Annotated in this window: 25 protein-coding genes and 1 tRNA gene; 10 read left to right on the plus strand and 16 right to left on the minus strand. The window is 40.5% G+C overall.

What is annotated here, in order from left to right; all coding sequences use genetic code 11:
* Window positions 1-119: 119 nt before the first annotated feature.
* Window positions 120-737, plus strand: coding sequence for a fibronectin type III domain-containing protein (locus ACK8HY_RS12970; RefSeq protein ID WP_416133830.1), 618 nt, complete (start codon window positions 120-122; stop codon window positions 735-737).
* A gap of 364 nt (window positions 738-1101) precedes the next feature.
* The gene (locus tag ACK8HY_RS12975) at window positions 1102-1794 is read left to right on the plus strand and encodes a hypothetical protein (RefSeq protein WP_416133831.1); all 693 of its coding nucleotides are present in this window, start codon (window positions 1102-1104) and stop codon (window positions 1792-1794) included.
* A 74-nt stretch (window positions 1795-1868) separates the two neighbouring features.
* On the opposite strand, the gene trmB is transcribed toward ACK8HY_RS12975, so the two are convergent.
* Window positions 1869-2525, minus strand: coding sequence for a tRNA (guanosine(46)-N7)-methyltransferase TrmB (gene trmB, locus ACK8HY_RS12980; protein WP_416133832.1), 657 nt, complete (start codon window positions 2523-2525; stop codon window positions 1869-1871).
* A gap of 57 nt (window positions 2526-2582) precedes the next feature.
* Between trmB and fcl the strand changes: the two genes are divergently transcribed.
* The gene (fcl, locus tag ACK8HY_RS12985) at window positions 2583-3521 is read left to right on the plus strand and encodes a GDP-L-fucose synthase (protein ID WP_416133833.1); all 939 of its coding nucleotides are present in this window, start codon (window positions 2583-2585) and stop codon (window positions 3519-3521) included.
* Here the strand turns inward: fcl and ACK8HY_RS12990 are convergent.
* From ACK8HY_RS12990 to ACK8HY_RS13000, 3 genes are all read right to left on the minus strand, one after another.
* Window positions 3518-4021 carry a hypothetical protein gene (locus ACK8HY_RS12990; protein ID WP_343562433.1) on the minus strand — a complete coding sequence of 168 codons (504 nt, stop codon included), beginning with the start codon at window positions 4019-4021 and terminating at the stop codon, window positions 3518-3520. The two genes, fcl and ACK8HY_RS12990, sit on opposite strands and share 4 nt — an antisense overlap.
* Window positions 4014-4433 (minus strand): hypothetical protein, encoded by a 420-nt coding sequence (locus ACK8HY_RS12995; RefSeq protein ID WP_077437253.1) that lies wholly within the window; start codon window positions 4431-4433, stop codon window positions 4014-4016. Before ACK8HY_RS12995 ends, ACK8HY_RS12990 begins: the two co-directional genes overlap by 8 nt.
* 129 nt (window positions 4434-4562) lie before the next feature.
* Window positions 4563-4832, minus strand: coding sequence for a YtxH domain-containing protein (locus ACK8HY_RS13000; protein WP_077437254.1), 270 nt, complete (start codon window positions 4830-4832; stop codon window positions 4563-4565).
* Window positions 4833-5070: 238 nt separating this feature from the next.
* Between ACK8HY_RS13000 and ACK8HY_RS13005 the strand changes: the two genes are divergently transcribed.
* Window positions 5071-6615 (plus strand): YifB family Mg chelatase-like AAA ATPase, encoded by a 1545-nt coding sequence (locus ACK8HY_RS13005; RefSeq protein WP_077437255.1) that lies wholly within the window; start codon window positions 5071-5073, stop codon window positions 6613-6615.
* Here ACK8HY_RS13005 and ACK8HY_RS13010 read toward each other — a convergent pair.
* Genes ACK8HY_RS13010 through rsfS form a run of 4 tightly spaced genes read right to left on the minus strand, consistent with a single transcriptional unit; the run spans window position 6612 to window position 10450 of the window.
* The gene (locus ACK8HY_RS13010) at window positions 6612-7235 is read right to left on the minus strand and encodes a rhomboid family intramembrane serine protease (protein ID WP_416133834.1); all 624 of its coding nucleotides are present in this window, start codon (window positions 7233-7235) and stop codon (window positions 6612-6614) included. The two genes, ACK8HY_RS13005 and ACK8HY_RS13010, sit on opposite strands and share 4 nt — an antisense overlap.
* A 2-nt stretch (window positions 7236-7237) precedes the next feature.
* Window positions 7238-7885, minus strand: a complete 648-nt coding sequence (locus ACK8HY_RS13015; RefSeq protein ID WP_416133835.1) for a LutC/YkgG family protein — start codon at window positions 7883-7885, stop codon at window positions 7238-7240.
* Window positions 7886-7942: 57 nt separating this feature from the next.
* Window positions 7943-10024, minus strand: coding sequence for an ATP-dependent zinc metalloprotease FtsH (gene ftsH, locus ACK8HY_RS13020; RefSeq protein ID WP_416133836.1), 2082 nt, complete (start codon window positions 10022-10024; stop codon window positions 7943-7945).
* A 51-nt stretch (window positions 10025-10075) separates the two neighbouring features.
* Window positions 10076-10450 (minus strand): ribosome silencing factor, encoded by a 375-nt coding sequence (gene rsfS, locus ACK8HY_RS13025; protein WP_077437259.1) that lies wholly within the window; start codon window positions 10448-10450, stop codon window positions 10076-10078.
* Window positions 10451-10497: 47 nt separating this feature from the next.
* Here rsfS and ACK8HY_RS13030 point away from each other — a divergent pair, with 47 nt between their 5' ends.
* The 4 genes from ACK8HY_RS13030 (at window position 10498) to pfkA (ending at window position 14788) form a co-directional block, all read left to right on the plus strand.
* Entirely contained in the window at window positions 10498-11268 is a 771-nt protein-coding gene (locus ACK8HY_RS13030) for a biotin--[acetyl-CoA-carboxylase] ligase (RefSeq protein WP_416133837.1), read from the plus strand.
* 123 nt (window positions 11269-11391) lie between these two features.
* Window positions 11392-11841 (plus strand): protein-disulfide reductase DsbD domain-containing protein, encoded by a 450-nt coding sequence (locus tag ACK8HY_RS13035; protein ID WP_077437260.1) that lies wholly within the window; start codon window positions 11392-11394, stop codon window positions 11839-11841.
* Window positions 11842-11927: 86 nt separating this feature from the next.
* Window positions 11928-13634, plus strand: coding sequence for a protein-disulfide reductase DsbD family protein (locus ACK8HY_RS13040; RefSeq protein WP_416133838.1), 1707 nt, complete (start codon window positions 11928-11930; stop codon window positions 13632-13634).
* Window positions 13635-13813: 179 nt separating this feature from the next.
* A complete protein-coding gene (gene pfkA, locus ACK8HY_RS13045) occupies window positions 13814-14788 on the plus strand; it encodes a 6-phosphofructokinase (protein WP_077437262.1) in 975 nt (324 codons plus the stop codon).
* A gap of 207 nt (window positions 14789-14995) precedes the next feature.
* Here pfkA and ACK8HY_RS13050 read toward each other — a convergent pair whose 3' ends face one another.
* The 5 genes from ACK8HY_RS13050 to ACK8HY_RS13070 all read right to left on the minus strand — a co-directional run bounded on the left by ACK8HY_RS13050 (window position 14996) and on the right by ACK8HY_RS13070 (window position 18995).
* Window positions 14996-15442, minus strand: coding sequence for a hypothetical protein (locus ACK8HY_RS13050; protein ID WP_416133839.1), 447 nt, complete (start codon window positions 15440-15442; stop codon window positions 14996-14998).
* A 371-nt stretch (window positions 15443-15813) separates the two neighbouring features.
* On the minus strand, window positions 15814-16953 hold the full coding sequence (locus ACK8HY_RS13055; protein ID WP_416133840.1) for a redoxin domain-containing protein: 1140 nt from the start codon (window positions 16951-16953) through the stop codon (window positions 15814-15816).
* 74 nt (window positions 16954-17027) lie between these two features.
* Window positions 17028-17816: a TPM domain-containing protein gene (locus ACK8HY_RS13060; RefSeq protein ID WP_416133841.1), complete on the minus strand. Its 789-nt coding sequence runs from the start codon at window positions 17814-17816 to the stop codon at window positions 17028-17030.
* Window positions 17817-17835: 19 nt separating this feature from the next.
* The gene (locus ACK8HY_RS13065) at window positions 17836-18264 is read right to left on the minus strand and encodes a TPM domain-containing protein (RefSeq protein ID WP_077437263.1); all 429 of its coding nucleotides are present in this window, start codon (window positions 18262-18264) and stop codon (window positions 17836-17838) included.
* A gap of 152 nt (window positions 18265-18416) precedes the next feature.
* Complete coding sequence (locus ACK8HY_RS13070; RefSeq protein WP_077437384.1) at window positions 18417-18995, minus strand: LemA family protein; 579 nt, start codon at window positions 18993-18995, stop codon at window positions 18417-18419.
* Window positions 18996-19161: 166 nt separating this feature from the next.
* On the opposite strand from ACK8HY_RS13070, the gene ACK8HY_RS13075 reads away from it, so the two are divergent.
* On the plus strand, window positions 19162-20706 hold the full coding sequence (locus ACK8HY_RS13075; RefSeq protein ID WP_416133842.1) for an FAD-dependent protein: 1545 nt from the start codon (window positions 19162-19164) through the stop codon (window positions 20704-20706).
* A gap of 59 nt (window positions 20707-20765) precedes the next feature.
* Window positions 20766-20841: transfer RNA gene (locus tag ACK8HY_RS13080), tRNA-Gly, on the plus strand.
* 50 nt (window positions 20842-20891) lie between these two features.
* On the opposite strand, the gene ACK8HY_RS13085 is transcribed toward ACK8HY_RS13080, so the two are convergent.
* From ACK8HY_RS13085 to sufC, 3 genes are all read right to left on the minus strand, one after another.
* Window positions 20892-22109, minus strand: coding sequence for an MFS transporter (locus tag ACK8HY_RS13085; protein ID WP_416133843.1), 1218 nt, complete (start codon window positions 22107-22109; stop codon window positions 20892-20894).
* Between the two features lie 428 nt (window positions 22110-22537).
* Window positions 22538-23845: a Fe-S cluster assembly protein SufD gene (gene sufD, locus ACK8HY_RS13090; RefSeq protein ID WP_077437266.1), complete on the minus strand. Its 1308-nt coding sequence runs from the start codon at window positions 23843-23845 to the stop codon at window positions 22538-22540.
* Window positions 23846-23904: 59 nt separating this feature from the next.
* Window positions 23905-24663, minus strand: coding sequence for a Fe-S cluster assembly ATPase SufC (sufC, locus tag ACK8HY_RS13095; protein WP_077437267.1), 759 nt, complete (start codon window positions 24661-24663; stop codon window positions 23905-23907).
* Window positions 24664-24696: the final 33 nt, after the last annotated feature.

Here is a 24696-nt window from a genome sequence, read left to right on the forward strand (position 1 = left end):
AATTTTCTGCTTTTTGCATTTTGGCGGAATTTTACCCCCTCCATGGCATCCTTCCTGTCGTATGTTTGTATCGTTGCTAGCACAATAATTATTTTTTTAAACTTTTAACATTTAAAATCATGAGTCAATTAACAATTAATGAAAAAGATCAAACAGATGTACAGTTGATGCAGACTGCAGAACAGATTGCAACCAAGATGGCGAACGAAAAAACATTGTTTCCGACACCGGTACCCGCATTGACAGCTTTGGAGGCTGCCCTTGTCGCATTCCGCAATTCGGCAACCGAAGCGGCCTACAGGGATACCAGGGCAATTATGATCCGTAAGCAAAAAAGACAGGAACTGGTCTATATCCTCAAAGAGCTCGGTAAATATGTGGATACCGTTGCCAACAATGATGACACGATCGTACTTGCAGCGGGATTCAACATCAAAAAAACGAGTACGTCGTATGCGGGGCTGGTACCAAAAGCACAACGCCCCATTGCCGAACCCAGCCAGATAGGCAGTGGACGGATTACCCTAAAAACAGATGTCTGGGCCGGCGCCCGTATGTATCAATACCAGTTTAGACCGAAAGGGAGCGAACAGGAATGGACATCCCAGCTGAGCTCAAAAAGTACCTGTGTGGTGGAAGGGCTCGATACATTTAAGGAGTATGAGTTCAGGGTATCTTACATCGGAATCAATCCGACACCAAATTACAGCGACATTACCAGCAGTTTTGTCCTGTAATTCACCTCTGATAGGTTCTACAGGCTTCCACACTTGAGACATCATAGGACCGATAGCTGTGGAAGCAACATTTTCTTGGACAACAATGAACTTCCAGTGATGGAAGTGTAATTAAAATTAAACACTACGTGTCAGACGACGAACAGGACGGACACATTTGGAAAAAATACCATCATTTCCTATCTTGATGCTGGAAGATATAAAATTCTGCGACCAGCATGGAATGGAAATGATGGTTATTTCAAGATGGTTATTTCAAAAATATCCTGTAAATAAAACCGAACAATTATGAAGGCATCCATATTTTTTAGTCCAATAACGGCAATGAAAAATCTGATAGCTTCATTAACTTTAAATTATAAAGATGAAAGAGATTGTCAAAGAACATCCGCTAAGGCCGATCATCCTCCGATTTGATCTCGATAAGCCCCAGCTGGATTTTGAGAAGAAAGGGCTAGCAGCCCATTCTCTCATGCACGATCTAACCTGGGATATATTGCAGCAGCTCAAACAGCACAACCAGGCTTTGGAAGAAATTGATTTTGAGATTGCCGAACTTGAATACCTCTTATTGCCTATCGAACAGGATCTCGACATCTTGGAAGTATTTCTCAAGATCAAGGACCCTTCGGTGCTTCCATTTGATAAGCATGATGAAGGAACGGAAATAAGTATAGACCTGGAAGACTTCTATAAAGGGGTAATTTACCACAATCAGCGCATCCAGGATCTCCACGATGATGTATCCAAAGAACACCAGTGGTTCAGTGCTCACTTCGAGATGATTTATGAAAAAGAAAGCTGGATCAATGAAGAGCTGTGGAATGATATTCACCAGATCTACAGTAACTACCCGGAGGCGCAGGTTGATATTGTTTCTCTGGACCGCGATCAGGAGGAATTTAGAGAAGTATTGGCTGAGGTCAATGACCTGCAGGATAACTACAATGAATATGGAGAGGTCATTTTCAATTCTTTCAATGCTCTTCATAGCCGATCTCAAGAGTGCTATAAAAGAGCCGAAATTATCAATAAAGGATTGGACGAACTGAAATAAAGGAGGCCCTCTGCCATATTTGCATCAAGCAAATGTAGTAGAGAGCCCCTGTTTTTATAATGAAGACTTCGATATTAGCGTTGCTCAAAGCTCCATTTCACATAATTGATATTCTTATCGTCGGCCAGGTACTTTTTCTCATAGTATGTCTTGATTGATAAAACATCGTCGACTAAGTCCGAACGATATAGATCTGTTGTCTCTTTATATTTCTTCAGGTTCTGTAACTCTATTTGCTCAAGAGTATAGGCGTAGAAGCCGTCGTTATCTGTCTTTAGATTCATCATACCTTCTGGCTTCATGACAATCTTATAGCGGTCTAAAAATTTAGGACCTGTCAAACGTTTCTTTTCGCGGCTGTCCTGCGGCTGTGGATCCGGAAAGGTAATCCAAATTTCATCAATTTCATTTTCGGCAAAATGCTCAAGAATCGTTTCAATCTGTATCCGCAAGAAAGCAACATTTTTAATACCATCTTCCAAGGCAGTTTTTGCACCCCGCCAGATACGGTTGCCTTTAAAATCAATACCGATAAAGTTCTTTTCCGGGAATAGTCGCGCCAAATTAACAGTATATTCCCCTTTACCACAGGCCAATTCCAAAACAACCGGGTTTGTATTTCCAAATTGCTTCTCAGCCCATTTTCCTTTATATTCTTTGCCCGCATCGAGCTGGATGACATTCTCAAAAGTCGCTACTTCTGCAAATTTACGTAGTTTATCCTTTCCCATTTTTTTATTAATATCCCGCAAAAATAACCTTATATTTGCAGGAATCAATAACTTATCGTGGAAAAAGACGCTAAAATTTATGTAGCAGGCCATCGAGGAATGGTTGGATCGGCAATATATCGCAAATTAATAGAACTTGGATATAATAACATTGTGACCCGGACGTCCCAAGAATTAGACCTACGTAACCAACAAGCAGTTGCTGACTTTTTCAAAGAGGAAAAACCTGATTATGTCTTCTTAGCTGCTGCTAAAGTTGGTGGAATTATGGCGAACAATACTTATCGCGCCGATTTCATCTACGAAAATATGGCGATACAGAATAACGTTATTAAATCCTCTTACGACAATGAAGTTAAGAAGTTGATGTTTTTAGGTTCAAGCTGCATCTACCCGAAAATGGCTCCTCAACCGTTAAACGAAGATCTATTGCTAACAGGCACCCTCGAACCGACAAATGAGCCCTACGCCATCGCCAAGATTGCAGGCATTAAAATGACCGAAGCTTTCCGCGATCAATATGGCTGCAATTATATTTCCGTGATGCCAACCAATCTGTATGGCATCAATGATAATTATCATCCACAAAACTCACATGTTTTGCCGGCCCTAATCCGTAGATTCCATGAAGCGAAGATCAATAAACTGGACGAAGTAACTATATGGGGGACGGGTACACCGTTAAGGGAATTTCTTTTTTCAGATGATTTAGCCGATGCTTGCGTATTTTTGATGAATAACTATAATGAGAAACAGTTTGTCAATATTGGCATCGGTGAAGATTTGAGTATAAAGGACCTGGCTGAACTCATTAAAGAGGTGGTCGGATATCAGGGGAAGATCTCTTTTGACACAAGCAAGCCTGACGGAACACCACGAAAATTGATGGATGTATCCAAATTACATGCTTTAGGATGGAAACACAAAATTAATCTTCGCGAAGGCATTAAATTAGCTTATGCAGATTTTTTGAAAAAAGAAGAAGCAACTTCCTAATAGGTTTCACTATAGGAAGGAATTCCATATTCATTGACTTCATCTTTTAGAGGAGCCTCCCCTTCAATTTGTGAATTTTTCTTTTTCTTCTTTTTGGGACGGATAAAATTACTGAGTTTACCAATTAATCCACTGATTTTATCCTGATTGATCTGGCCGACGGCACGTTCAGATAATAGCAACATCAAGGCCTTTTTTAATACGCCTGAATTTTTCAAGAAGAGCTTATTCATCACAAAAGGAACACCTATACGTAAGGTTTTGGTCAACCAATCTGAATCTGGGTTACTGCTTTTTGCGAATAATTGCTGAACAAGGTTGACTCCCGGAATATTGTTTTTCAAAGAATTGAAAAATCGAATTGGGGCTTCGATCTTGTTGTTGAACAACGTAAATTGTGTTTTCAAATAAGCCTCTTGTTCGTTTTTGAGTTCCTTTAAACGAGCGATTTCAGTTTTAAGCTCCTGTAAATTGCGTATTTTTGTCTGCTTATTATTCATTTGTAGCCCCTTCTCTATCAAATTTTTCGTTTTTTCTCAACTCTTCTTCCTCTTCTTCGATCTCATCATTCCACTTGGCCAAAAAGCGACGTATGGAAAGATCCATAAACTTAGATTCCAATGCAGGTTCGAAAATCCGTATAATTACGATAATAACCATAAAAATGCCTGCTGTCGCCAGGAATCCCAATGAATAACTTCCCAATAGCTCACCTAGCCAAAATCCCAAAGCCAAACACAGGAAAAAGACAACAAACAAAGTGAATATCAATTTAGTCGCGTCCACCACCAAACTCGCGATCAACCGCGATGATCGCTCGATTGTTTTCAATTTAACGAGCTTAAACTGGGAATCTATGTACTCTTTTGTTTTTTGAAAAGTACCACTAAGTGAAAATTTTTCTTCTTCCATGCATCTTAATTTTATTTAGGCTATCTCAAAAGTCTATACCAACTTCTATAGAATATTTATATTCAGCCTTTTGAAATAGCCTATAATTCTATGTATCTCCCAAAACTGTCCTGAGGGACAATTTGCTTCTTATGCATGCTCGATGATGTCATCGTCTACAATTTCCTCTCCCTGGTTTAATTTACCTTTTAGAGTGGAGACAATTTTTTCTTTAAACTCATTCAATTGATCGAATTGTTCTTCAGCTCTCTCACGAATAGCATCACTCAAATCGCTTAATGAATCATTGATCTTATCTCTTGTATCTGATCCTTTGTCCGGAGCAAATAAAACTCCTAAAGCTGCACCTGCAGCAAGACCTGCCAACAACGCCAAAGCTACTTTACTTGTGTCATTCATTTCTTTTTCGTTTTAAAGTTCTAATTCTATTATACGATGAATCTAGTCTTCGATAATAATACAATTATTAAAGCAAATCGTTTGCCAAATACCGCATTTATCCATTATTTACTAGAATCTATATAATTACAATATAGTGATTTTCCAACAATTTTCTATCGGTTTACAATAATTCACTAAAGCTTTATTATTTATGATTTAATATTTAGTATCTTTAAATCAACCGATTATAAAACATATGTTGAACAAAACCTATTGTAGCGCCGTCTATGGTATTGAGGCATGTACCATCACAGTTGAGGTCGTAGTTTCTACGGGCCTGCATTATTATATAGTCGGACTTCCTGACAATGCTGTCAAAGAGAGCCTCCGACGTATTGAAAGTGCCATTACTTCCTGTCAACTTCACATGCCACGGCAGAAAATTGTAGTCAACTTGGCACCGGCTGACATCAGAAAGGAAGGTTCCAGCTACGATTTATCGATCGCCATCGGCATACTTGCTTCCTCAGGGCAGCTCACAACGGAATTGCTCGACTATTATCTGATCCTAGGCGAATTATCCCTAGACGGCAGTATAAAGCCTATCCGAGGCGTGTTACCGATTGCCTTACAGGCGTTAAAGGATGGCTTTAAAGGGATCATACTTCCCAAACAAAATGCACAGGAAGCCGCTATTGTTACCGGTATCGATATAATTGCTGTCGAAAATCTTACAGACGTGGTACAATTTCTCAATAATTCGAAAAAGATCCCCCCAACCACCGTTGATATCCAATCTTTTTTTCAGACCGAAGCAAATAAGTATGACGTTGATTTTGCAGATGTTGGGGGACAGGAAAATATCAAAAGAGCATTAGAAATAGCCGCTGCTGGAGGGCACAATGTCATTTTAATAGGACCTCCAGGTGCTGGTAAGACCATGTTAGCAAAAAGATTACCAACAGTTCTACCTCCGCTCAATATGACTGAATCACTCGAAACGACCAAAATTCACTCAGTTTCGGGAAATCTCAAAGCGAAAGAGGCTTTATTAACTGTCCGGCCTTTTCGCGCTCCCCATCATACCATTTCCGATGTTGCCATGGTAGGCGGAGGCTCTAATCCCCAACCCGGAGAAATTTCACTATCGCATCATGGCGTACTATTTCTGGATGAGCTTCCAGAATTTAAACGAACTGTCCTTGAGGTTATGCGACAACCGCTCGAATCGCGGAGTATCACCATATCTCGCGCAAAATTAACGATAGACTATCCGGCCAGCTTTATGTTGGTTGCCGCAATGAACCCTTGCCCTTGCGGATATTTTAATCATCCCGAAAAGGAATGCATCTGCGGCAGCAACACTGTTCAACGTTATTTAAGTAAAATATCTGGTCCATTATTAGATCGGATCGACCTACATGTTGAAGTAACACCTGTACAATTCGACGAACTGACTGCCTCTCGCCCTTCGGAAAACAGCTTGACGGTCCGAAATCGTGTCATCCAGACGAGAGAGATTCAAAAACAACGATTTGAATCCCACCCAAATGTTCATTGTAATGCGCACATGAGTAGCAAGTTGACCAGAGAGATCTGTCAGATCGGCGAACCTCAAAAGAAATTATTAAAGACAGCCATTGACCGGCTAAGCCTCTCCGCCAGGGCTTATGACCGAATATTAAAAGTTGCCCGCACCATTGCGGATATGGAAAATAGCCCTACAATCGAGAACCACCATCTCGCTGAAGCAATTCAGTACAGAAGTCTGGATCGGGAGACCTGGGGTGGGAAATTTTAGAACTGTGCCAGGCAGTGTTTTATTACCCAGGGGAAACAGATGATAGTCAAAATCAATCCGGATAATGCACCAAAAAAATGTGCATCATGGTTAATTCCGTCCTGCCCCTTTTTGGAGGCCCAAATACAATACCCCAAAAACAAAAATGCAAATAAATAAGCCGGCAAACCGATGATAAACATAACCCCTATTTTGGTTCTTGGATCAAAGAGGATATAGCTAAATAATACAGCACAGATAGCACCGGACGCTCCTAAGCTGTAATAGCCATAATTATTTTTTTGCTGAACAATCGTTGGAATGTCACTCAGCACCAGACTACCAAAATAAACGACAGCAAAGAAGAGATGTCCATATGGGCTGGCCTGTGCCAAAATCATTTCCAATCGAAAAGCGAAATAATAAAAAGTGATCATATTGAACAAGAGGTGCCCCCAGTCTTTATGGATAAAACCACTGGTCAATATTGTATATACCCGCTGTTTACGAGCGATACTGTATGGATGGAGCATCAACTTGCCATAGAGCTGTTCGTGTGAAAAAGTATAGATACTCGTGACGAGCGTAAAGAAAAATATAGCACTTGCTACAGGGGACTGTTGTAAATATAAAGTCAGCATGCCTAGAATCGGTCTTCTAAAAGTAATACATAAAGTTCTTTGGGACCATGAGCACCCAGAACCAATCTTTTCTCAATATCTGCGGTTCGTGAAGGACCTGTAATAGTTGAGATCATAGTTGGAATTTCCTGTCCATAACGCTTTTGGATGTATGTCAGAGCATCTTTCACATCCCAAACTAACTGAGAAGCTTTAGCAACAACAATGTGAATCGGAGGATAGATACTCAACCGGCGCCCGGAAGCATTGGCATTGCTGACCATAATACTCCCATTACGTGCGATCAATGCCTCACAGGAGGTAATACTCGCATTCGCAGATTCAAAGTCTTTTTCCGTTTTGAAAAAGGGGAAACCATAGGGGCTCAGGAGATTTTGGATACCCTGCTCCCATGCATAGATATTTTTTATATTGTTAACCTCAGTTAAAGCAATCAAATTCTCGATCAGGCCAATCTCACCATCACAATAAAGGAACTTGCCACCGGCAGCTGTTAGTTCACGGACAAAAACAAGATCCACCAGTTCATCCTCTTCTTTGTAAAGGGCTGTTTCTTTGAAATTAGGGTGGGGATTATCATTTTTTTGAAGTAATGCTTGGCGTATCCGTTTTAACATTACCTCCTTCGCTGTCGCGTTCTTCACATTCATGGCTCAATAGCAATATAAATACAGCGCTAGAGTTATTCTAGCGCTGCAAAATCTAAATTAGTTCAAACTATTAGACGAATTATCCAACCGTTGTTCATCTTTGGAGGTCGCCTCATCAGGGTGAACATCCAATGGTAAATCAGTCTGGGGAACACCGCCACCGTCGGCGCCATTAACAAACTCGTCGTAGGTTGTTTTGGTCTCGAAAGGACGTTTCCCCAGAATTTCTTCAAGATCAGATTGGAAAAGAATTTCTTTTTCCAACAGCTTCTCTGCAATCTTGATTAGGCCTTCACGTTTATCCAACAAAAGTTGTTTTGTACGTGCATAGACATCTGTAATCAGATTACGAACTTCGGCATCAATCAATTCTGCCGTTTTGTCAGAGTATGGTTTTTGAAAAGAAGCTTCTGAGCTGTCACGGAAAGACACATTTCCGACCTTATCGTTCATACCATAAATAGCAATCATTGCATAAGAAAGTTGCGTGATACGTTCCAAGTCATTTTGAGCACCTGTAGAAATTCTTCCGAAAGTAATATCTTCAGCGACACGTCCACCCATGGTCATACACAAACTGTCGATCAGCTGCTCAGTCGTATATAAGAACTGTTCACGAGGGAGATATTGCGCATATCCCAAAGCCGCAACTCCGCGTGGAACAATAGAAACTTTCACCAAAGGATCCGCATGTTCCAAATACCAGCCAGCGATAGCGTGCCCCGCTTCGTGGTAAGCAACGATACGTTTCTCCTCGGGAGAAATGATTTTATTTTTCTTCTCAAGACCACCGATTACACGATCCACGGCGTCCTGAAAATCTTGCATATCTATCTCAGGTTTGTTTTTACGTGCGGCAATCAATGCAGCTTCATTACAAACGTTGGCGATCTCTGCTCCCGCAAAACCTGGCGTCTGTGCAGATAACTTTTTGGCATCTACCTCCGCGGATAACTTTAACGGTTTTAAGTGCACTTTAAAAATATGCTCACGACCGATCAAATCTGGTTTATCAATAGAAATCTGACGGTCGAAACGTCCTGGACGCAACAATGCACTATCCAACACATCAATACGGTTTGTTGCAGCTAAAATAATAACACCTGAATCCGTACCAAAACCATCCATTTCCACCAATAATTGGTTCAATGTATTTTCGCGTTCATCGTTGCCACCCATCATGGAGTTTTTACCACGGGCACGACCGATTGCATCAATCTCATCAATAAAAATAATACACGGAGCTTTTTCCTTGGCTTGTTTGAACAAGTCACGCACACGCGAGGCACCAACACCGACAAACATCTCAACGAAATCTGAACCAGACAGGGAGAAGAAAGGCACCTGTGCTTCACCAGCAACAGCTTTTGCCAACAAGGTTTTACCTGTTCCCGGAGGACCTACAAGCAATGCTCCTTTAGGAATTTTACCCCCTAGATTCGTGTATTTGCGTGGGTTTTTCAAGAAATCCACAATTTCCATTACCTCTTGTTTTGCTTCCTCTAAACCTGCTACATCATTAAAGGTGATATTGATTTGTGATTCTTTATCGAATAACTGAGCTTTGGATTTGCCAATATTAAATATAGCTCCGCCGCCACCTCCAGCTCCACCGCCCATGCGGCGCATCAAGAAAATCCAGATCGCTGCCAATACCAACAATGGCAACATAAATGTCACAAACCAGCTCGCCCAAGGATTAGAGCGATCGGCATACTTTAATTGTACCTTAGGTGTTCCCGGAGCCAGTTCGGCCTGCGATGCCGCTAACTTTTTCTCCAGAACCTCTGCTGAGGCATCTTTAAAGATATACTGTGGACCTGTTTCCTCCTGACCTGCAAGGCTTGGAAGGGGATCATTACTCTTGGCTACGTCTTTAAAAGCGGGATTGTCTTTCCAGCCTTTTTTTAGATAGACTTCGACCTCAACAAGATCATTTTTCTTATATGCTTCCAGACGCTCAACAGCGCCGGTCTTTAACATGCGTGTTTCAAAATCACTATAGCTAATTTCCTTAGCCGGGTTTTCTCCAAAAACATATTGCAAGGCAAAAAAACCTAAAAACATGGCAATCATTAGCCACACAAAATTGAATTTTGGCGGTTTTGGGCTTACCTTACTACTTGGGATTTTTTTCATTATATCGTATAATTATATTTTCTGTATAAATTAATGTATTGAGGCTTAGTATTAAGCACTCTGGAAATGTTGAATCTGTGCATCACCCCACAGATCTTCGATACCATAATGTGCTCTTTTTTCGGTCTTAAAGATATGTACAACCACATCCACAAAATCCAAAATCAACCATTCTCCATTTGATTGTCCTTCTTTATATTGGGGTTCTTGACCAAAAGCCTTATAGACTTCCTCCTCAACACTTTTGGCAATTGCGTTTACCTGAATGTTGGAGTCGGCATGACAAATCACAAAATAATCAGAAACAGAACTGTGAAGATCTCTTAAATCCAAGCGAACAATCTCGTTTGCTTTCTTTTCCTGCATACCGTGAACGATAATTTCTGATAGACGTTGCGACAATTCTGAACTTTTATTTTTACTCATTAAAAAATATGATAGTTTTGACTTAATATTTATTTAATACTTTCAGTTTGCAAAATAATAATATTTCGGGACTTATCATTGGTCAAAATACAATATATCTTGACAAAGTTGCCTCTACAAATGATTATTTACGAGAATTAATGTCAAATTTCACGCCACTCGCAGAAGGCACTGCCATTTTAGCAGAAGAACAGTTTCAGGGAAAAGGGCAGCGTGGAAACGTATGGGTCAGCGAACCTGGTAAAAATCTGACCACATCCATTCTTTTAAAGCCGTATTTCTTGCCAATTGCCCAACAATTTGCACTCTCAGCAACCATTGCAATCGCGGTAGCTAAGTGGCTTCAATGCAAAACTGAGCAGGATGTTGCTGTAAAATGGCCCAATGATATTTATGCCGGCAACAAAAAAATAGCAGGTATCCTAATTGAAAATAAATTAAAGGGCAATAGTATTGAATCGTCGATTGTCGGAATTGGTATTAACATTAATCAAATCAATTTTGACACAACAACAACAATCACCTCACTAGCTGTCCTTACTGGAAAAACGAATTATGTCATAAAAGACCTAGCCATCGAACTTTTTAAAAGTATCCAACAGGAATACAATAATCTCTTTAGCCAATCCTGGTCACAGCTACTGGCCTATTATAACGAGCTACTCTTTTGGAAAGGTCAGGAGCGTCCTTTTTTAGTCGCAGGAGAGGAAAAGCAGGGGATCATCCAAGCAGTGGGGATTGATGGCCGGCTCCAAGTACTTATTGAAGACAAACTGCAACAATTCGAAATCAAAGAGATAAGCCACCTTATATCCTAATCTTTACACTAAATTCAGATAATCCATTTTGGAATATGTTAAATTTGTAACGTAGAGAAATTAAACCTTTACCAATCATAAGTATCAAAGGTGTATAACGAACTGCAATAATTATTTAGGAAAATGAAAAAATTAGTATTGTTAATAACTGCAGTGATTTTTGCAGTTACAGGAGCTTTTGCTCAGATTCACAAACCTGTAAAATGGACTGTAGCCAGCAAGAAACTTAACAGCAAAGAGGCGGTTGTCTATGTGAAAGGAACCATCCAAAACGGTTGGCACATTTATTCTCAAAATGTAAAAGACGGTGGACCTATTCCAACATCCTTTAATTTTGCAAAAGCTGCCGACTACGCATTAGTTGGTAAAACAGCTGAGCCAAAAGCAAAAGTTAAACACGAAGAAGTGTTTAAAATGGACGTTGGTTACTTTACAAATGAAGTGATCTTTCAACAAAAAGTAAAGTTGAATAAAGGTACAGCAACCGTAAAAGGTACCGTTGAATGGCAAGCTTGTGATGCATCACAATGTCTACCTCCTGACGAATATGCTTTTGCTGTGACAATCAAATAGTAAAAATGATCATACACGGATAAAATAATAAGGCGATTCTCATCGCCTTTTTTTATTTTTGAAGCTGACATCAGAAACAGATACGCATGTTAAAAAACACATTTATTCTACTCTTAGTTGCTTTCTTCAGCCTTTCGCTTACAACAGCGACTTTTGCTTTCCAACAAGATAGTCTAACAAGTACAGAGGGGCTTCAATTTGAATCTTCACCTGACACCACACCAGCAGTGGAAGCTGTACCGGACGACCTGGCTTTTTCAGAGGCTCCGGATACAACGCTGAGTCAGGATAGCAGCAAATTGGACAAAGCAACAACAACTGTTTCTTCTACGGATTCAGATACAGGAAAAAAATCGCTTTGGAGTATTTTTATTGCTGGATTAATCGGTGGTTTTGCTGCACTTTTGATGCCCTGTATCTTCCCGATGCTGCCCCTGACTGTAAGCTACTTCACCAAACAGTCGGGCACCCGTGCAAGCGGCATTAGCAAAGCACTACTCTATGGCCTTTTTATTATTGTGATATACGTGGCTTTGGGGATGATTATCACAATTGCGTTTGGTTCGGATGCGCTGAATGCATTATCGACGAATGGCATATTTAATTTCTTATTTTTTCTATTACTCGTTGTCTTTGCGGCATCTTTTTTTGGGGCTTTCGAAATCACGCTACCAAGCTCTTTTGTCAATAAGATGGATGCCAAATCAGATAAAGGAGGCCTGGTCGGTCTCTTCTTTATGGCTTTCAGCCTTTCACTGGTATCCTTTTCCTGCACAGGACCAATTATTGGCACGCTGCTCGTTGAAGCCGCGTCAAAAGGCGAGCGTTTAGGTCCGGCCATCGGTATGCTGGGTTTTTCCATTGCTTTGGCGATTCCTTTTGGTCTTTTCGCTATGTTTCCTTCGATGTTAAAGTCGTTGCCGAAATCGGGTGGATGGCTCAATTCGGTAAAAGTGGTTCTTGGATTTTTAGAGCTTGCTTTGGCTTTAAAGTTTTTGTCCAACGTAGACTTAGCTTATCACTGGAATTGGTTGGATCGTGAAGTATTCCTTTCCTTGTGGATTGCCATATTTGGTCTGATGGGCTTATATCTTATTGGGAAGATCAAGTTTTCGCATGATAGTGAACTGAAATTCCTTTCTGTACCGAGAACGCTATTGGCAGTCATTGTATTCTCTTTTGTTGTCTATATGGTTCCTGGTCTATGGGGCGCACCATTGAAATCCATTTCAGCTTTCTTACCGCCTTCTGCAACACAGGACTTTGACCTTTCGGCTGGAGTGGCAAGCACACTAGCACACAGCGACGGTAAAGTGAAAAAATATGCAGAAATCTTCCATGAGCGCGGTACCCCAAAAGGGTTTGATCCATACTACGATTATGATCAGGCTCTGGAAACGGCAAAAGAACTAAACAAGCCTGTATTAATCGATTTTACGGGATGGAATTGTGTCAATTGCCGAGAGATGGAAGCAAATGTATGGACTGATCCGGGCGTAGCCAAATTGTTAAAAGAAGAATTTGTTATGGCGGAACTCTTCGTTGATGATAAAACAGAATTACCCGCCAACGAACAGTTCATTTCCAAATATAGCGGCAAGAAAATTAAAACGATCGGCAATAAAAACAGTGATTTTCAGGCATCGACCTTCAATAGCAATTCACAGCCTTTATATGTAATCGTGGATGCCTCTGGAAAGGTATTAGTACCCCAAACAGGTGCAAACTATAATATTGAACAATACAAGGCATTTTTACAAAGCGGAATTGATGCTTTTAAAGCTAAGAAATAAGCTTGCTCGATAACAAGACACTGGTTATTACTATTGTGAAGTTTACATGAAGTTTGCTGCTCGCTTAGATTAATTGTACAACAGAAGGCTATTATTTAATTGCATTTAAGCAATTCCGAACTTTTTATAACAGAAATATAATTGTATATAAAGGTAAAAATAGCTAAGTTTGAGTACGTATGAGTAACATTAAAAAAATTGCTGTTTTGACATCTGGAGGAGATGCTCCAGGAATGAATGCCGGTATTCGCGCTGTCGTGAGAGCGGGTATCTTTAACAATCTTGAGGTATTTGGTGTACGCAGGGGCTATGATGGTTTGGTAAATGGAGAAATTTTCCCAATGGATGCCAAATCCGTGGCCAATATCATACAGCGTGGTGGCACAATCCTAAAAACTGCGCGCAGTGAGGCTTTCAAGACCATAGAAGGCCGTAAACAAGCTTATGATAATTTACGTAGCCATGAAATTGATGCGATGGTTGTCATCGGTGGTGACGGAACTTTTACAGGCGCATCAAAATTCATCGATGAGTTTGACTTTCCAATCATCGGTCTACCGGGCACGATCGACAATGATTTGGCCGGGACTGATTTTACCATTGGTTATGATACAGCAATAAATACTGTTATTCAGGCAGTAGATAAGATCCGTGACACTGCAGAATCCCATGATAGGGTTTTTGTTATCGAGGTCATGGGACGTGATTCGGGTTTGATCGCCATCCGTTCAGGAATAAGTACCGGTGCTGAAGCGGTATTGGTTCCTGAGTTTGAGGTTGATTACGATGCAATCATGAAAAGGCTGGATAAGAGCCGTAAGAATAAATCCTCACGTATTATCATCGTTGCTGAAGGTGATAAAGAAGGTGGAATGGTCGTTTCGGAAAAAATAAAAGAAAATTTCCCGCACTATGATGTACGCCTTTCTATTTTAGGTCACATTCAACGTGGTGGTAGCCCTACATGTATGGACCGTGTATTGGCAAGCAGACTTGGCGTTGCGGCAGTAGAAGCGCTTGTTGCGGGCCGTAGAGGTGAAATGGCCGGGCTGATCTGTAGTGACGTTAGATTTACTCCTTTCAAGAGCGCTATTAAACATAACGTAAAACTTAACGAAGATCTGCTTCGTATCATTGAGATATTGTCACTATAAAAGGTAGTTTTCTAGATCGCGAGTTAGGCAAACGAGGCCCGTCCAAAAAGTAAAGATACTTCCCTGGTAAAGAATATTTGAAAAAATAGCCGGGGACACGAATAATTAAAGAAGAAACGGTATGTCCAAAAGTCTGGACATACCGTTTTTGCATATATTACATTACCATACCCTTGCACGATAAATTTAATCTCTTCATTGAGATCGCTATTTCAACAAATTATTTAGATATTCTGCATTAACGACAGGCAGCTGGATCGCCTGTCCCGCCTTAGCCATTGAATCGGCAAAATGATTAGTATTTGTAATTGCTTGCTCATAGGCCGTAACAACCTGATCGGCTATATGCAGGGACTTCGGGTCTTTGATATCTACCTTATACTGATTGTCTTCTAAAGATACATGACGATAGAAACGATAGGCGGCAGCCTTTAATAGGCCTAGTTCCTGTTGCGACAATTCATCGATTCGCGCATTAGCTGGTAATGTTACATCAATAAACGCTGTCCCCTTAGCTAGCGTATCGATGGAATGATCCAAAGGAATTGCACTGAGCGCCTCCAGGTTAACCACTGGGACACCGTTTTCTTTCTTCGAATTACAGGCAGCAGCAAATACCCCCAAGGCCATCACCACAATCAGTTTCTTTCTCATTTTATTATTTTCTGAATGTATTACACTCTGTTAATTACTTATGAAAAACCGAGTATTTATACCTTAAGATCCATATAATATACAATTCGGTCACCGCTAAAAATTATGTAAATTCGATCGTCCGGGAGATATAAATCGACAATCGCCAAAAAACCATCTTTCTTGTTTCTTGCTTGATCGGATCCTTCCAAAGTATCCATACAATTCTCAACCGCTTAAAGAAGAGAAATCGGAATCAACCTCTTAAACAAAGGTAAAGAAAAGATATGTAAGCTAACAGTCAACAAAAAACACTTATTTAAAATCTCTCCTATATAAAAGATTTTAAATAAGTGTTTTTGTATAGTGCAGTCTTAGACTGCAAGATCAGACTATTTCAACAATTCCGCCAATTTAGCTTCTAACGCTTCCCCTCTTAGGTTTGAAGCGACAATTTTTCCCGAAGGATCAATTAAGAAGTTCTGTGGAATTCCGCGCACTTCGTACAATTTTACAGGAGCAGATTTCCAGCCTTGTAAATCGGATACATGTGGCCATTGCTGTAAATTATCGTCATGGATTGCTTTCATCCAAGCATCTTTTTTGCCAGGGTTATCCAAGGAAACACCAAACACCGTAAATCCTTTATCTTTAAATTTATTGAAGGCCGCGACAACGTTTGGATTTTCGTGACGACAAGGTCCACACCAGCTCGCCCAAAAATCTAACAACACATACTTTCCACGCAGTGAAGATAAAGCAACATTTTTGCCAGTCGTATCAGGTAAGGTAAAATCAGGAGCTATAGAGCCTACGGCAACCGCTTTTAACTTTTGTATGCGCTCTGCCAATTCTTTCCCTTTTTCAGAATTTTTCAATTCCGGAGACAGCTTATCAAAGGATGTTACATATTCATTCACATTTTCGCCGCTCACATTTTCCGCCAATAGATCCAATGTATACCAGCTTTTTGGATTCTTACTGATAAATTCAGTGTCAGCTTTTTCCATCTTTTCAGAAATCTCACCAGCTTGCTTTTGCAATCCTTCAATGAATTTTGGGTCTTGTTTTTGAGCATCAGAAGCACCAAAATATTGTTGATTTAATCCCTCATATGCGTCAGTATACGGTTTTACAAAAGCTTTGTATTGGGTAAAATCATCGTTGATCGCTGTACCTGTGATCGTCGCTTCTTTAAATCCTTTTGTTGCATCTACCTTGATCACACCTTTGGACAAATACAATTGTGCTGTTTCAGGTTGTTTCTGAGCTCCTCTTAGCTCTCCGAAAGAAAGTCCATCAGGAGAATAAATCATTACACCTTTAGTTGGAGAAGCTACCTGACCGTTGAATTTAAACTCACCTTTAAGGACAGCTGCTGAATCTAGCTGACGGGTACCATTGTTGGCGTATTGCATAAATACCTTGGCTTTATCAGAAGTAGCATTCACTTTTCCTGTCACTGTATAGCTTTCTTGTGCCATCAATAAGGCTGGTAAAAAGCTTAAACCCATTAATATTCCCTTTTTCATAATTATATACTTCCCATAAATGTAAAACATTTCCTTTGCACTGTCACGCTATTTAACATTATTTAGCAAAGTTGTTACCAACGCCCCGAGGCCCCACCACCGCCGAAATCACCACCGCCGAATCCACCGAATCCACCGCCGGAACCGCCACCAAAACCGTCTCCACCGCGATTACCACCACCAAGACCATTAAGCAATGTCCACCAAAAAATATCGGAAGCGCCACGACCGTTCATCACACGACCGCCACCTTTTCCGCCACCCCCTCGATTTGAAAACATCACAACAAGAAATATCACTACGATGATGACAAAAATAATTGATCCGGAGCCACCACCACTGGGCTGTTTGGGGTCAGCTTTATATTCTCCTTTTGCATACGAAATCAGGGAATTCGTTGCTTTATCAACTCCGCCATAATAATCACCCTGACGAAATGCTGGCTTGATATCATTCTCAATAATACGATAGGCTATTGCATCTGGAACAGCTCCTTCAATCCCATACCCCGTTTGAATGGTCACAGCTCGGTCACCCAATGCTGCCAATAATAAAATACCATTATTGTACTTTTTATTACCGACGCCCCACTTTTTTGCCAAACGGACCGCATAATCAGAAATATCATAACCTCCGGTAGAGTTCATGACAACGACTGCAATCTGCGTCGATGTAGAATCTTCAAATGCCAACAGCTTTTGCTCCAATTGCTGTTTTTGACTGGCGGTCAATGTATTTGTATAATCATTGACAAGCTTATCAGGGGTCTCGGGAAAATCCTGTCCTATCGCAGTCATGAAAGTCAGCGCCCACAGCACTATTGCCATAACTGGAATCCGGACCCAAGAAAATATTTTCGACATAAGTTTTATTTTTTATTGACTAGCGATCACCAAAAACAATATCATTTGGAAGTTCATTGATATCATCATGCTCTCTGGGAAAGAATTTCGCTAATTGTTTACCTGCATGTTCAATTCCCTTCACCAGCCCCTCAACAATTCTATCCATACGGAATTCTTCGACCATAAGGTCTTTGGTGCAATTCCAAAAATCACTTTCTACACGTTGATCTATTCCTTTATCGCCAATGATAGAAAATTTATGATCTTCTAAAGCAATATAAATAAGAACTCCATTCTTCAACACGGTTTTATGCATGCCCAGTTTAGAAAAATAATACGTTGCCCGGTCCTGAACTTCATCTGGACAGTGGTTTTCTATTACAACCCGAATTTCTCCAGAGGTCTCATTTTCTGCCACATTGATGGCATGAACGACTCTTTCTTGTTCTTCTGCATTTAAAGCCATAATATAATATCTTCATTAGTCCGCAAAGCTCTTTATCAGCTCCACTCCATCATGCGAACATTTGCCTATAAAATGATGTATAAAAAATGGATGAAGGGCCCATACGTAAGCCGCATCATCCATTATATCGTGTATTTCTAATAAAGGTATTATTAGAATGATACGGTCGGCGCTTTGTCTGAGCCGGGAGCGGCAGTAAATGTACCCTTGGCTTTAAATCCGAACATGCCGGCCATTAAATTATTTGGGAAGCTACGTACCGTCGTATTAAATTGTTGTACCGCCTCATTATATGCTCTGCGTTCAGTCGAGATACGGTTTTCTGTACCTTCCAATTGTGCCTGTAATTCCAGGAAGTTTTGATTTGCCTTCAAGTCTGGGTAAGCCTCTACTGAAGCTAAGAGACGGCTTAAAGAACCACTGAACTGATCTTGAACTTTTTGGAACTTCGCAATATTTTCTTCTGACAAATCATCTGCATTAATGGTAACGGATGTTGCCTTAGCTCTCGCTTCAACTACTGCAGTCAAGGTGCTTTCTTCATGTTTTGCAGCACCTTTCACCGTGTTCACCAAGTTTGGCACCAAATCCGCACGACGTTGGTAAGCATTTTCAACCTGTGCCCATTTCCCTTTGACGTTCTCATCTTGAGAAACCATCGTATTATAACCACATGAGTTTAAGGACACTAATGCAAACAAACCGCATAGGGCTACTAAAAATCTTTTCATTTTCATTGTTCAAAGAATTAAATACTATTCAAATTTTACGGTTACACTATCAAAGCATATACCAAGCTCTTACTAAGATAAGAATATTTTTATTTCCAAATCGGCAAATAGCCAATATTCTGTAACTTTGTCACGGTTTTGGGATAAAAACCCAGCCCCATATCTTATGCAGAAAGAAATTGAGATTGCTATCCTTCCTGAAAAAATCGAAGACGAGCAATATATCTTACAACAAGGTGTAAAAGCGCTACGTCTGAAACCCCAACAGGTCAAAGGTTATAAAATCCGTAAACGTTCTATCGATGCCCGGAGCAAACAGGTGGTTTATAGAGCGCGGGTCATTTACTATATCGACGAATTCCCGTTACCAGAGATTTATGAGAACAATTTTAAATCCGTTCATACAGGAAAGCCAGTCATCATTGTCGGCGCTGGTCCGGCAGGCTTATTTGCTGCAATTCGCTGTATTGAACGAGGGCTCAGACCAATTGTAATCGAAAGGGGGAAACAAGTACAGGACCGAAGACGCGACCTTGCGAAGCTGAACCGCGAAGGTATTGTTAACCCTGAATCCAACTACTGTTTTGGAGAAGGTGGTGCCGGAACTTATTCGGACGGAAAACTTTATACCCGCTCTAATAAAAGGGGGGACGTAGATAAAGTCCTCAAACTGTTTGTTTCTCATGGTGCAACAAACGACATTTTAGTGAATGCCCGCCCCCACATCGGCACGAACAAGCTGCCACATATTATTGAAGCAATGCGGGAAAGCGTAATTGAATTTGGAGGCGAATTCCTTTTCGACCAACGTGTGGATGATATACTTGAGTCTTTTGGTCAGGTCCGCGGTGTAAAATTAGCCAGTGGGGAGGAAATCAAGGCCGATCATGTTATTGTAGCGACAGGGCACTCTGCGCGGGATATTTTCGAATTATTTCATCGCAACAACTGGCTGATTGAAGCAAAGGCTTTTGCGCTGGGTGTCCGCATAGAACACCCGCAGGCTATTATTGACCAGGCACAATACCATTGTCAGGTCAGAAGTGAGTATTTACCACCAGCCTATTATAGCCTCGTTGAACAGGTGAATGATCGTGGTGTTTTCTCTTTTTGTATGTGTCCCGGAGGCGTTATCGCTCCCTGTGCAACAGACCTCGATGAAATTGTTGTCAATGGTTGGTCGCCTTCCAAACGTAATAATCCACATGCCAATTCAGGCACCGTCATTCAAATCAACCTCGAAGACGTACCTAATTCCCTAAATGACCCCTTCGCTCTACTTAATTTTCAAAGGCAGATTGAACGCAAGGCTTTCGAGGTTGGCGGTGGAAATCTTGTTGCTCCCGCACAGCGCATGGTTGACTTCGTCGAGGGACGTGTGTCCATGGATTTACCGGACAATTCGTACAAACCCGGGACGTCCTCGGCAGACCTAAGGGAAGTTTTACCAGCTTTTGTACACGAGGCGTTACGTGGTGCGCTTCCAATATTTGGTAAAAAGATGAAAGGATATTATACAAATGAAGCTATATTGGTCGGTGTAGAATCAAGGACATCTTCGCCTGTGCGTATACCTCGGAACAAAGAAAATCTGCAACACCCTCAGGTAAAAGGACTTTACCCATGCGGTGAGGGAGCCGGTTATGCCGGCGGTATTATTTCAGCCGCTATAGATGGAATTAACTGTGTCGATGCAATTGATTTAAGTTAAGATTTTTTGTTTTTTCTCTTGCAGAATAAGAAGAAATGCCTTACTTTTGTAGCATCAACGCGAAAGTAGCTCAGTTGGTAGAGCACAACCTTGCCAAGGTTGGGGTCGCGAGTTCGAATCTCGTCTTTCGCTCCAAACAAAAAACGCTTCCAAAATTTGGAAGCGTTTTTTGTTTTTGCTTACTTTTACGTGCGGCCTAAACTCATAATTGACTTATTAATAAAAGACAATAGCCCAACCAGCACAACAATAAGACCTGCAATAATAAAAGCTGTCGATACGCCGATTGCATCAGCGATAAATCCTGTAAAAAGAAGCCCTATCATACTCGGTAAAATGGCTATACTAAAATAAAGCGAGAAAACTCGCCCCAACATTTCCACTGGAACCTGCTCTTGAATAATTGTCATGAATGATGCCGAGAAAATAGACATGGAGACTCCGCCCAAACTTGTCATCATAACAAACGGAATAAACCAGGTGGAAGGAAACCATCCCGATAGTGCAAAAGTTATCCCCAATATTATGTGCATGCTGTTCACTAATACCACTTTTGTTAGGGATACTTTAGCAAGTCCCAAAAAGCTGCCTCCAATAAGCATACCTACTCCCCACACAATCTCAATAATACTCATCTCCCACTTACCGCCGCCATAATGACCGATGGTCAACAAGGGGAACATAATGGCAACAGGCATAATACAAAAAGTCGCCACCATGGCATATAGGAATAATATTCTTAGTCCTCTATTATGATAAATAGTACTCATCCCCTGTTTTAGATCATCCAAGACAGCAGCAATAGAAGGCTTCACATTAGAACGGGACAGGTGGGGTATAGTCACAAAGAGTAGTGAGGTGATCGCGACTACAGCGCCAATAACATCCAGATATAAGACAGTCGAAATAGGAAAATAGCTAATAGCCAAAGTTCCCAATGCAGGACCGGCAATGCTACTTACTGATTGTAACATTTGATTAATACCTGAAACACGTAATAATTTGTCTTCCGGAACGAGAAGTGGCGCAATTGCCTGCATGGCTGGCGAGTGAAATGCTGAACCAATCGAACGACAGGCCATTAACAGATAAATCAGAAACATATTTGTACCATCACTTTTGAGTACAAAGGTCATTCCTAATGTACAGAGCGCGATAAAGCCATCTGCAATGATCATCACTTTCTTTCGATCCCATCGATCAATATAGACACCAGCAAATGGCCCGATGATCGCTTGCGGTAATAATCCTGCGATAGCAGCAAAAGCTAACACTTCAGCAGACCTGTGCGTCAGGCTCAGCCAAATCATAATCGAAAAGTTGACTGCAGAACTGGATAATAAAGAAACAAATTGTCCAATCCATATATAACTATAGGTACGAAACCAGTTATTTTTTTCCATAAAATTTTAAATAAAAAATACAATCGGTGTATCGTCGGGGTGACTATGACTAACACATTAAAATAAAACGGTTAATGACGCACCCTAGACCAATAAATGAAAATACAAGGGATTTCTTTCTGAATATAAGGTTCACCAAAGCAAACTTGCGAACAGCACAGAAAAAATAAATTATTCATTTCTTGAACAGATTCCGTTCAATTCAGATTTTAAATCCTATTGAGCTATAAGACCCAAGGTTTATAAATGTAAGTTGTATATATTGACATGTACATAGCAAATCAAAAATAGAAGAAAAACACTAAAAACACAAATTAGCGAAATAAGTCCGTTAAAATCATGTTAAAGGACCTTAAAAATACTTTATAAAAAAAAGGCGTTTACCGACTTGGTAAACGCCTTATATGTTTATAGTTTGTGTGATTTGTTTAGTTCGTTCTTAAGCTTTCTTCAACCAATTCTTCTACATATTTCCGAACAACCTCATTTGAAAAACGGGTCGTCACATCAAAAGCAAAGGCATGTACAAGCAGGATACGTGCTGATTCTTCGCCAATTCCACGTGCTCTCAAATAAAACAACGCCTCATTGTCAAACTGGCCAATCGTACAACCGTGTGAGCATTTCACATCATCCGCAAAAATCTCCAGCTGGGGCTTGGTATAAACAGCTGAATTATCTGACATCAACATATTATTGTTCTGTTGGAAAGCATTGGTTTTTTGCGCATCCTCCCGAACAAAGATCTTTCCATTGAAAACTGCTGTAGATTTATCCTGAGTAATGTTTTTATACCACTCATAAGACTCACAATGTGGTTTAAGGTGATCCACCACAGTATGGTTATCAACCAACTGCTCTCCTGCAGTCAGGTTTATACCGTACAAATGACTTTCTACATTCTCAGCATCCAAACGCACATTAATATTATTGCGGATAAAAGATGCCCCAGGGAAATTACAGTTGTAGTTGTTATAAAGGCTATATTTCTCCTGGTATACTTCTGTATGATTAAAATAGCGGCTTACAGCCCCAGCTACTTGAAGGTAGTAATGTTGCACTTTGGCATTCTCTTTTACCACGATTTCTGAAACTTTGTTAAGCACATTGCTTGCAGTACCCTCAGCTGTGATAAAGCTCTCGATCAACTCAAGCTCAGCATTCGCCTCGACAACAACCAAATTCCGTGTTTGTGCAAAGAAATCTTCTTTTCCAGTCGCTACGTGAATAATCTGTATAGGCTTATCAAGTACAACCCCTTTTTTCAAATGGATGAATACACCATTAGTAAAAGCAGCTGTATTAAGCGCTACCATGATATTATCAGATTTATCAGCATATTTAGCAAAATGTGTTTGAAAGGCAGGCTCAGTAACAGCGTCATCCATCGGAATAACCTCAAGTCCTTTTACCTTTTCCAGCTCACTTACGGCTAATACATACTGACCATTAACCAGAATAATACGGTACGCATCCAAATTTGGGATCTCTCCCGCACTAAAATCTAAGCCCTCGATATCCACATCTACATCAAGCGCATAGGGCTTATTGACAATACTGTGGATGTTTGTATATTTCCATTCTTCATTCTTAACTGTGGGAAAGCCTGCTGCTTCGAAACGTTCGAATGCTTGTTGACGTGCCTCTGTAAAGAAAGCAGGTTCGTCTGAAACACTTTGCTCTTTAAAAGCTCCCAACACTTGTTGAAGTAATGATTCTGAAACTAATGTACTCATGTTATTTTTTAATCAAATCGCCAAAATTCTCTTCCACTCCTATTTTATCAGTGTAAAGATTAGGCGTTTTGTGTATCATATTCTTTTAACCAATCGTATCCTTTTTCTTCTAGCTCCAAAGCCAATTCTTTAGGGCCTGATTTCACGATACGACCATTGTACAATACGTGAACAAAATCTGGAACGATATAATCCAATAAACGCTGGTAGTGTGTGATAACAACGAAAGCGTTGTCTTTAGAACGTAACTGGTTCACACCATTTGCAACAATGCGAAGTGCATCGATATCCAAACCTGAATCTGTTTCATCCAAAATGGACAATTTCGGGTTCAACATCGCCAGTTGAAAAATCTCGTTACGCTTTTTCTCTCCACCAGAGAATCCTTCATTCAATGAACGGTTAGCTAAGTTCGCTGAAAATTCTACGAGCTTTTGCTTGTCTTTTACCATTTGTAAGAATTCTTTTGCTTCCATTGGAGGCAAACCTTTATATTCGCGAATATCATTTACCGCTGTTTTTAGGAAATTGATATTCGATACTCCCGGAATTTCAACAGGATATTGGAAGGCAAGGAACAAGCCTTCACGGGCACGGTCTTCCGGGGAAAGGTCCAATAAATCAACCCCATCCAACAAAGCCGAACCTTCACTGACTTCATACGATTCACGGCCAGCCAATACATTGCCTAAGGTACTTTTCCCTGCTCCATTAGGCCCCATAATAGCGTGAACTTCTCCCGCTTTAACTTCTAGGTTTAATCCTTTTAATATTTGTTTGTCTTCTACAGACGCATGTAAATTTTTAATGCTTAACATTTTATTCGTATTGAGTATTGAGCGAGATGCTAG

Source organism: Sphingobacterium sp. NGMCC 1.201703 (genome assembly GCF_047784615.1).
In the GTDB taxonomy this organism is placed as follows: Bacteria; Bacteroidota; Bacteroidia; order Sphingobacteriales; family Sphingobacteriaceae; genus Sphingobacterium.

What these genes read in the sequence shown, in the direction of transcription:
- ACK8HY_RS13005 (WP_077437255.1), top strand. Translation starts at nt 5,071, where the DNA reads ATGTTGAACAAAACCTATTGTAGCGCCGTCTATGGTATTGAGGCATGT.
- trmB (WP_416133832.1), bottom strand. Translation starts at nt 2,525, where the DNA reads ATGGGAAAGGATAAACTACGTAAATTTGCAGAAGTAGCGACTTTTGAG.
- ACK8HY_RS13065 (WP_077437263.1), bottom strand. Translation starts at nt 18,264, where the DNA reads ATGGCTTTAAATGCAGAAGAACAAGAAAGAGTCGTTCATGCCATCAAT.
- ACK8HY_RS13075 (WP_416133842.1), top strand. Translation starts at nt 19,162, where the DNA reads ATGCAGAAAGAAATTGAGATTGCTATCCTTCCTGAAAAAATCGAAGAC.
- ACK8HY_RS13070 (WP_077437384.1), bottom strand. Translation starts at nt 18,995, where the DNA reads ATGAAAAGATTTTTAGTAGCCCTATGCGGTTTGTTTGCATTAGTGTCC.
- ACK8HY_RS12990 (WP_343562433.1), bottom strand. Translation starts at nt 4,021, where the DNA reads ATGAATAATAAGCAGACAAAAATACGCAATTTACAGGAGCTTAAAACT.
- ACK8HY_RS13000 (WP_077437254.1), bottom strand. Translation starts at nt 4,832, where the DNA reads ATGAATGACACAAGTAAAGTAGCTTTGGCGTTGTTGGCAGGTCTTGCT.
- ACK8HY_RS12975 (WP_416133831.1), top strand. Translation starts at nt 1,102, where the DNA reads ATGAAAGAGATTGTCAAAGAACATCCGCTAAGGCCGATCATCCTCCGA.
- ftsH (WP_416133836.1), bottom strand. Translation starts at nt 10,024, where the DNA reads ATGAAAAAAATCCCAAGTAGTAAGGTAAGCCCAAAACCGCCAAAATTC.
- ACK8HY_RS13055 (WP_416133840.1), bottom strand. Translation starts at nt 16,953, where the DNA reads ATGAAAAAGGGAATATTAATGGGTTTAAGCTTTTTACCAGCCTTATTG.
- sufD (WP_077437266.1), bottom strand. Translation starts at nt 23,845, where the DNA reads ATGAGTACATTAGTTTCAGAATCATTACTTCAACAAGTGTTGGGAGCT.
- sufC (WP_077437267.1), bottom strand. Translation starts at nt 24,663, where the DNA reads ATGTTAAGCATTAAAAATTTACATGCGTCTGTAGAAGACAAACAAATA.
- ACK8HY_RS13010 (WP_416133834.1), bottom strand. Translation starts at nt 7,235, where the DNA reads ATGCTGACTTTATATTTACAACAGTCCCCTGTAGCAAGTGCTATATTT.
- ACK8HY_RS12995 (WP_077437253.1), bottom strand. Translation starts at nt 4,433, where the DNA reads ATGGAAGAAGAAAAATTTTCACTTAGTGGTACTTTTCAAAAAACAAAA.
- ACK8HY_RS13040 (WP_416133838.1), top strand. Translation starts at nt 11,928, where the DNA reads ATGTTAAAAAACACATTTATTCTACTCTTAGTTGCTTTCTTCAGCCTT.
- ACK8HY_RS13060 (WP_416133841.1), bottom strand. Translation starts at nt 17,816, where the DNA reads ATGTCGAAAATATTTTCTTGGGTCCGGATTCCAGTTATGGCAATAGTG.
- ACK8HY_RS12970 (WP_416133830.1), top strand. Translation starts at nt 120, where the DNA reads ATGAGTCAATTAACAATTAATGAAAAAGATCAAACAGATGTACAGTTG.
- ACK8HY_RS13035 (WP_077437260.1), top strand. Translation starts at nt 11,392, where the DNA reads ATGAAAAAATTAGTATTGTTAATAACTGCAGTGATTTTTGCAGTTACA.
- pfkA (WP_077437262.1), top strand. Translation starts at nt 13,814, where the DNA reads ATGAGTAACATTAAAAAAATTGCTGTTTTGACATCTGGAGGAGATGCT.
- ACK8HY_RS13085 (WP_416133843.1), bottom strand. Translation starts at nt 22,109, where the DNA reads ATGGAAAAAAATAACTGGTTTCGTACCTATAGTTATATATGGATTGGA.
- ACK8HY_RS13015 (WP_416133835.1), bottom strand. Translation starts at nt 7,885, where the DNA reads ATGAATGTGAAGAACGCGACAGCGAAGGAGGTAATGTTAAAACGGATA.
- ACK8HY_RS13050 (WP_416133839.1), bottom strand. Translation starts at nt 15,442, where the DNA reads ATGAGAAAGAAACTGATTGTGGTGATGGCCTTGGGGGTATTTGCTGCT.
- rsfS (WP_077437259.1), bottom strand. Translation starts at nt 10,450, where the DNA reads ATGAGTAAAAATAAAAGTTCAGAATTGTCGCAACGTCTATCAGAAATT.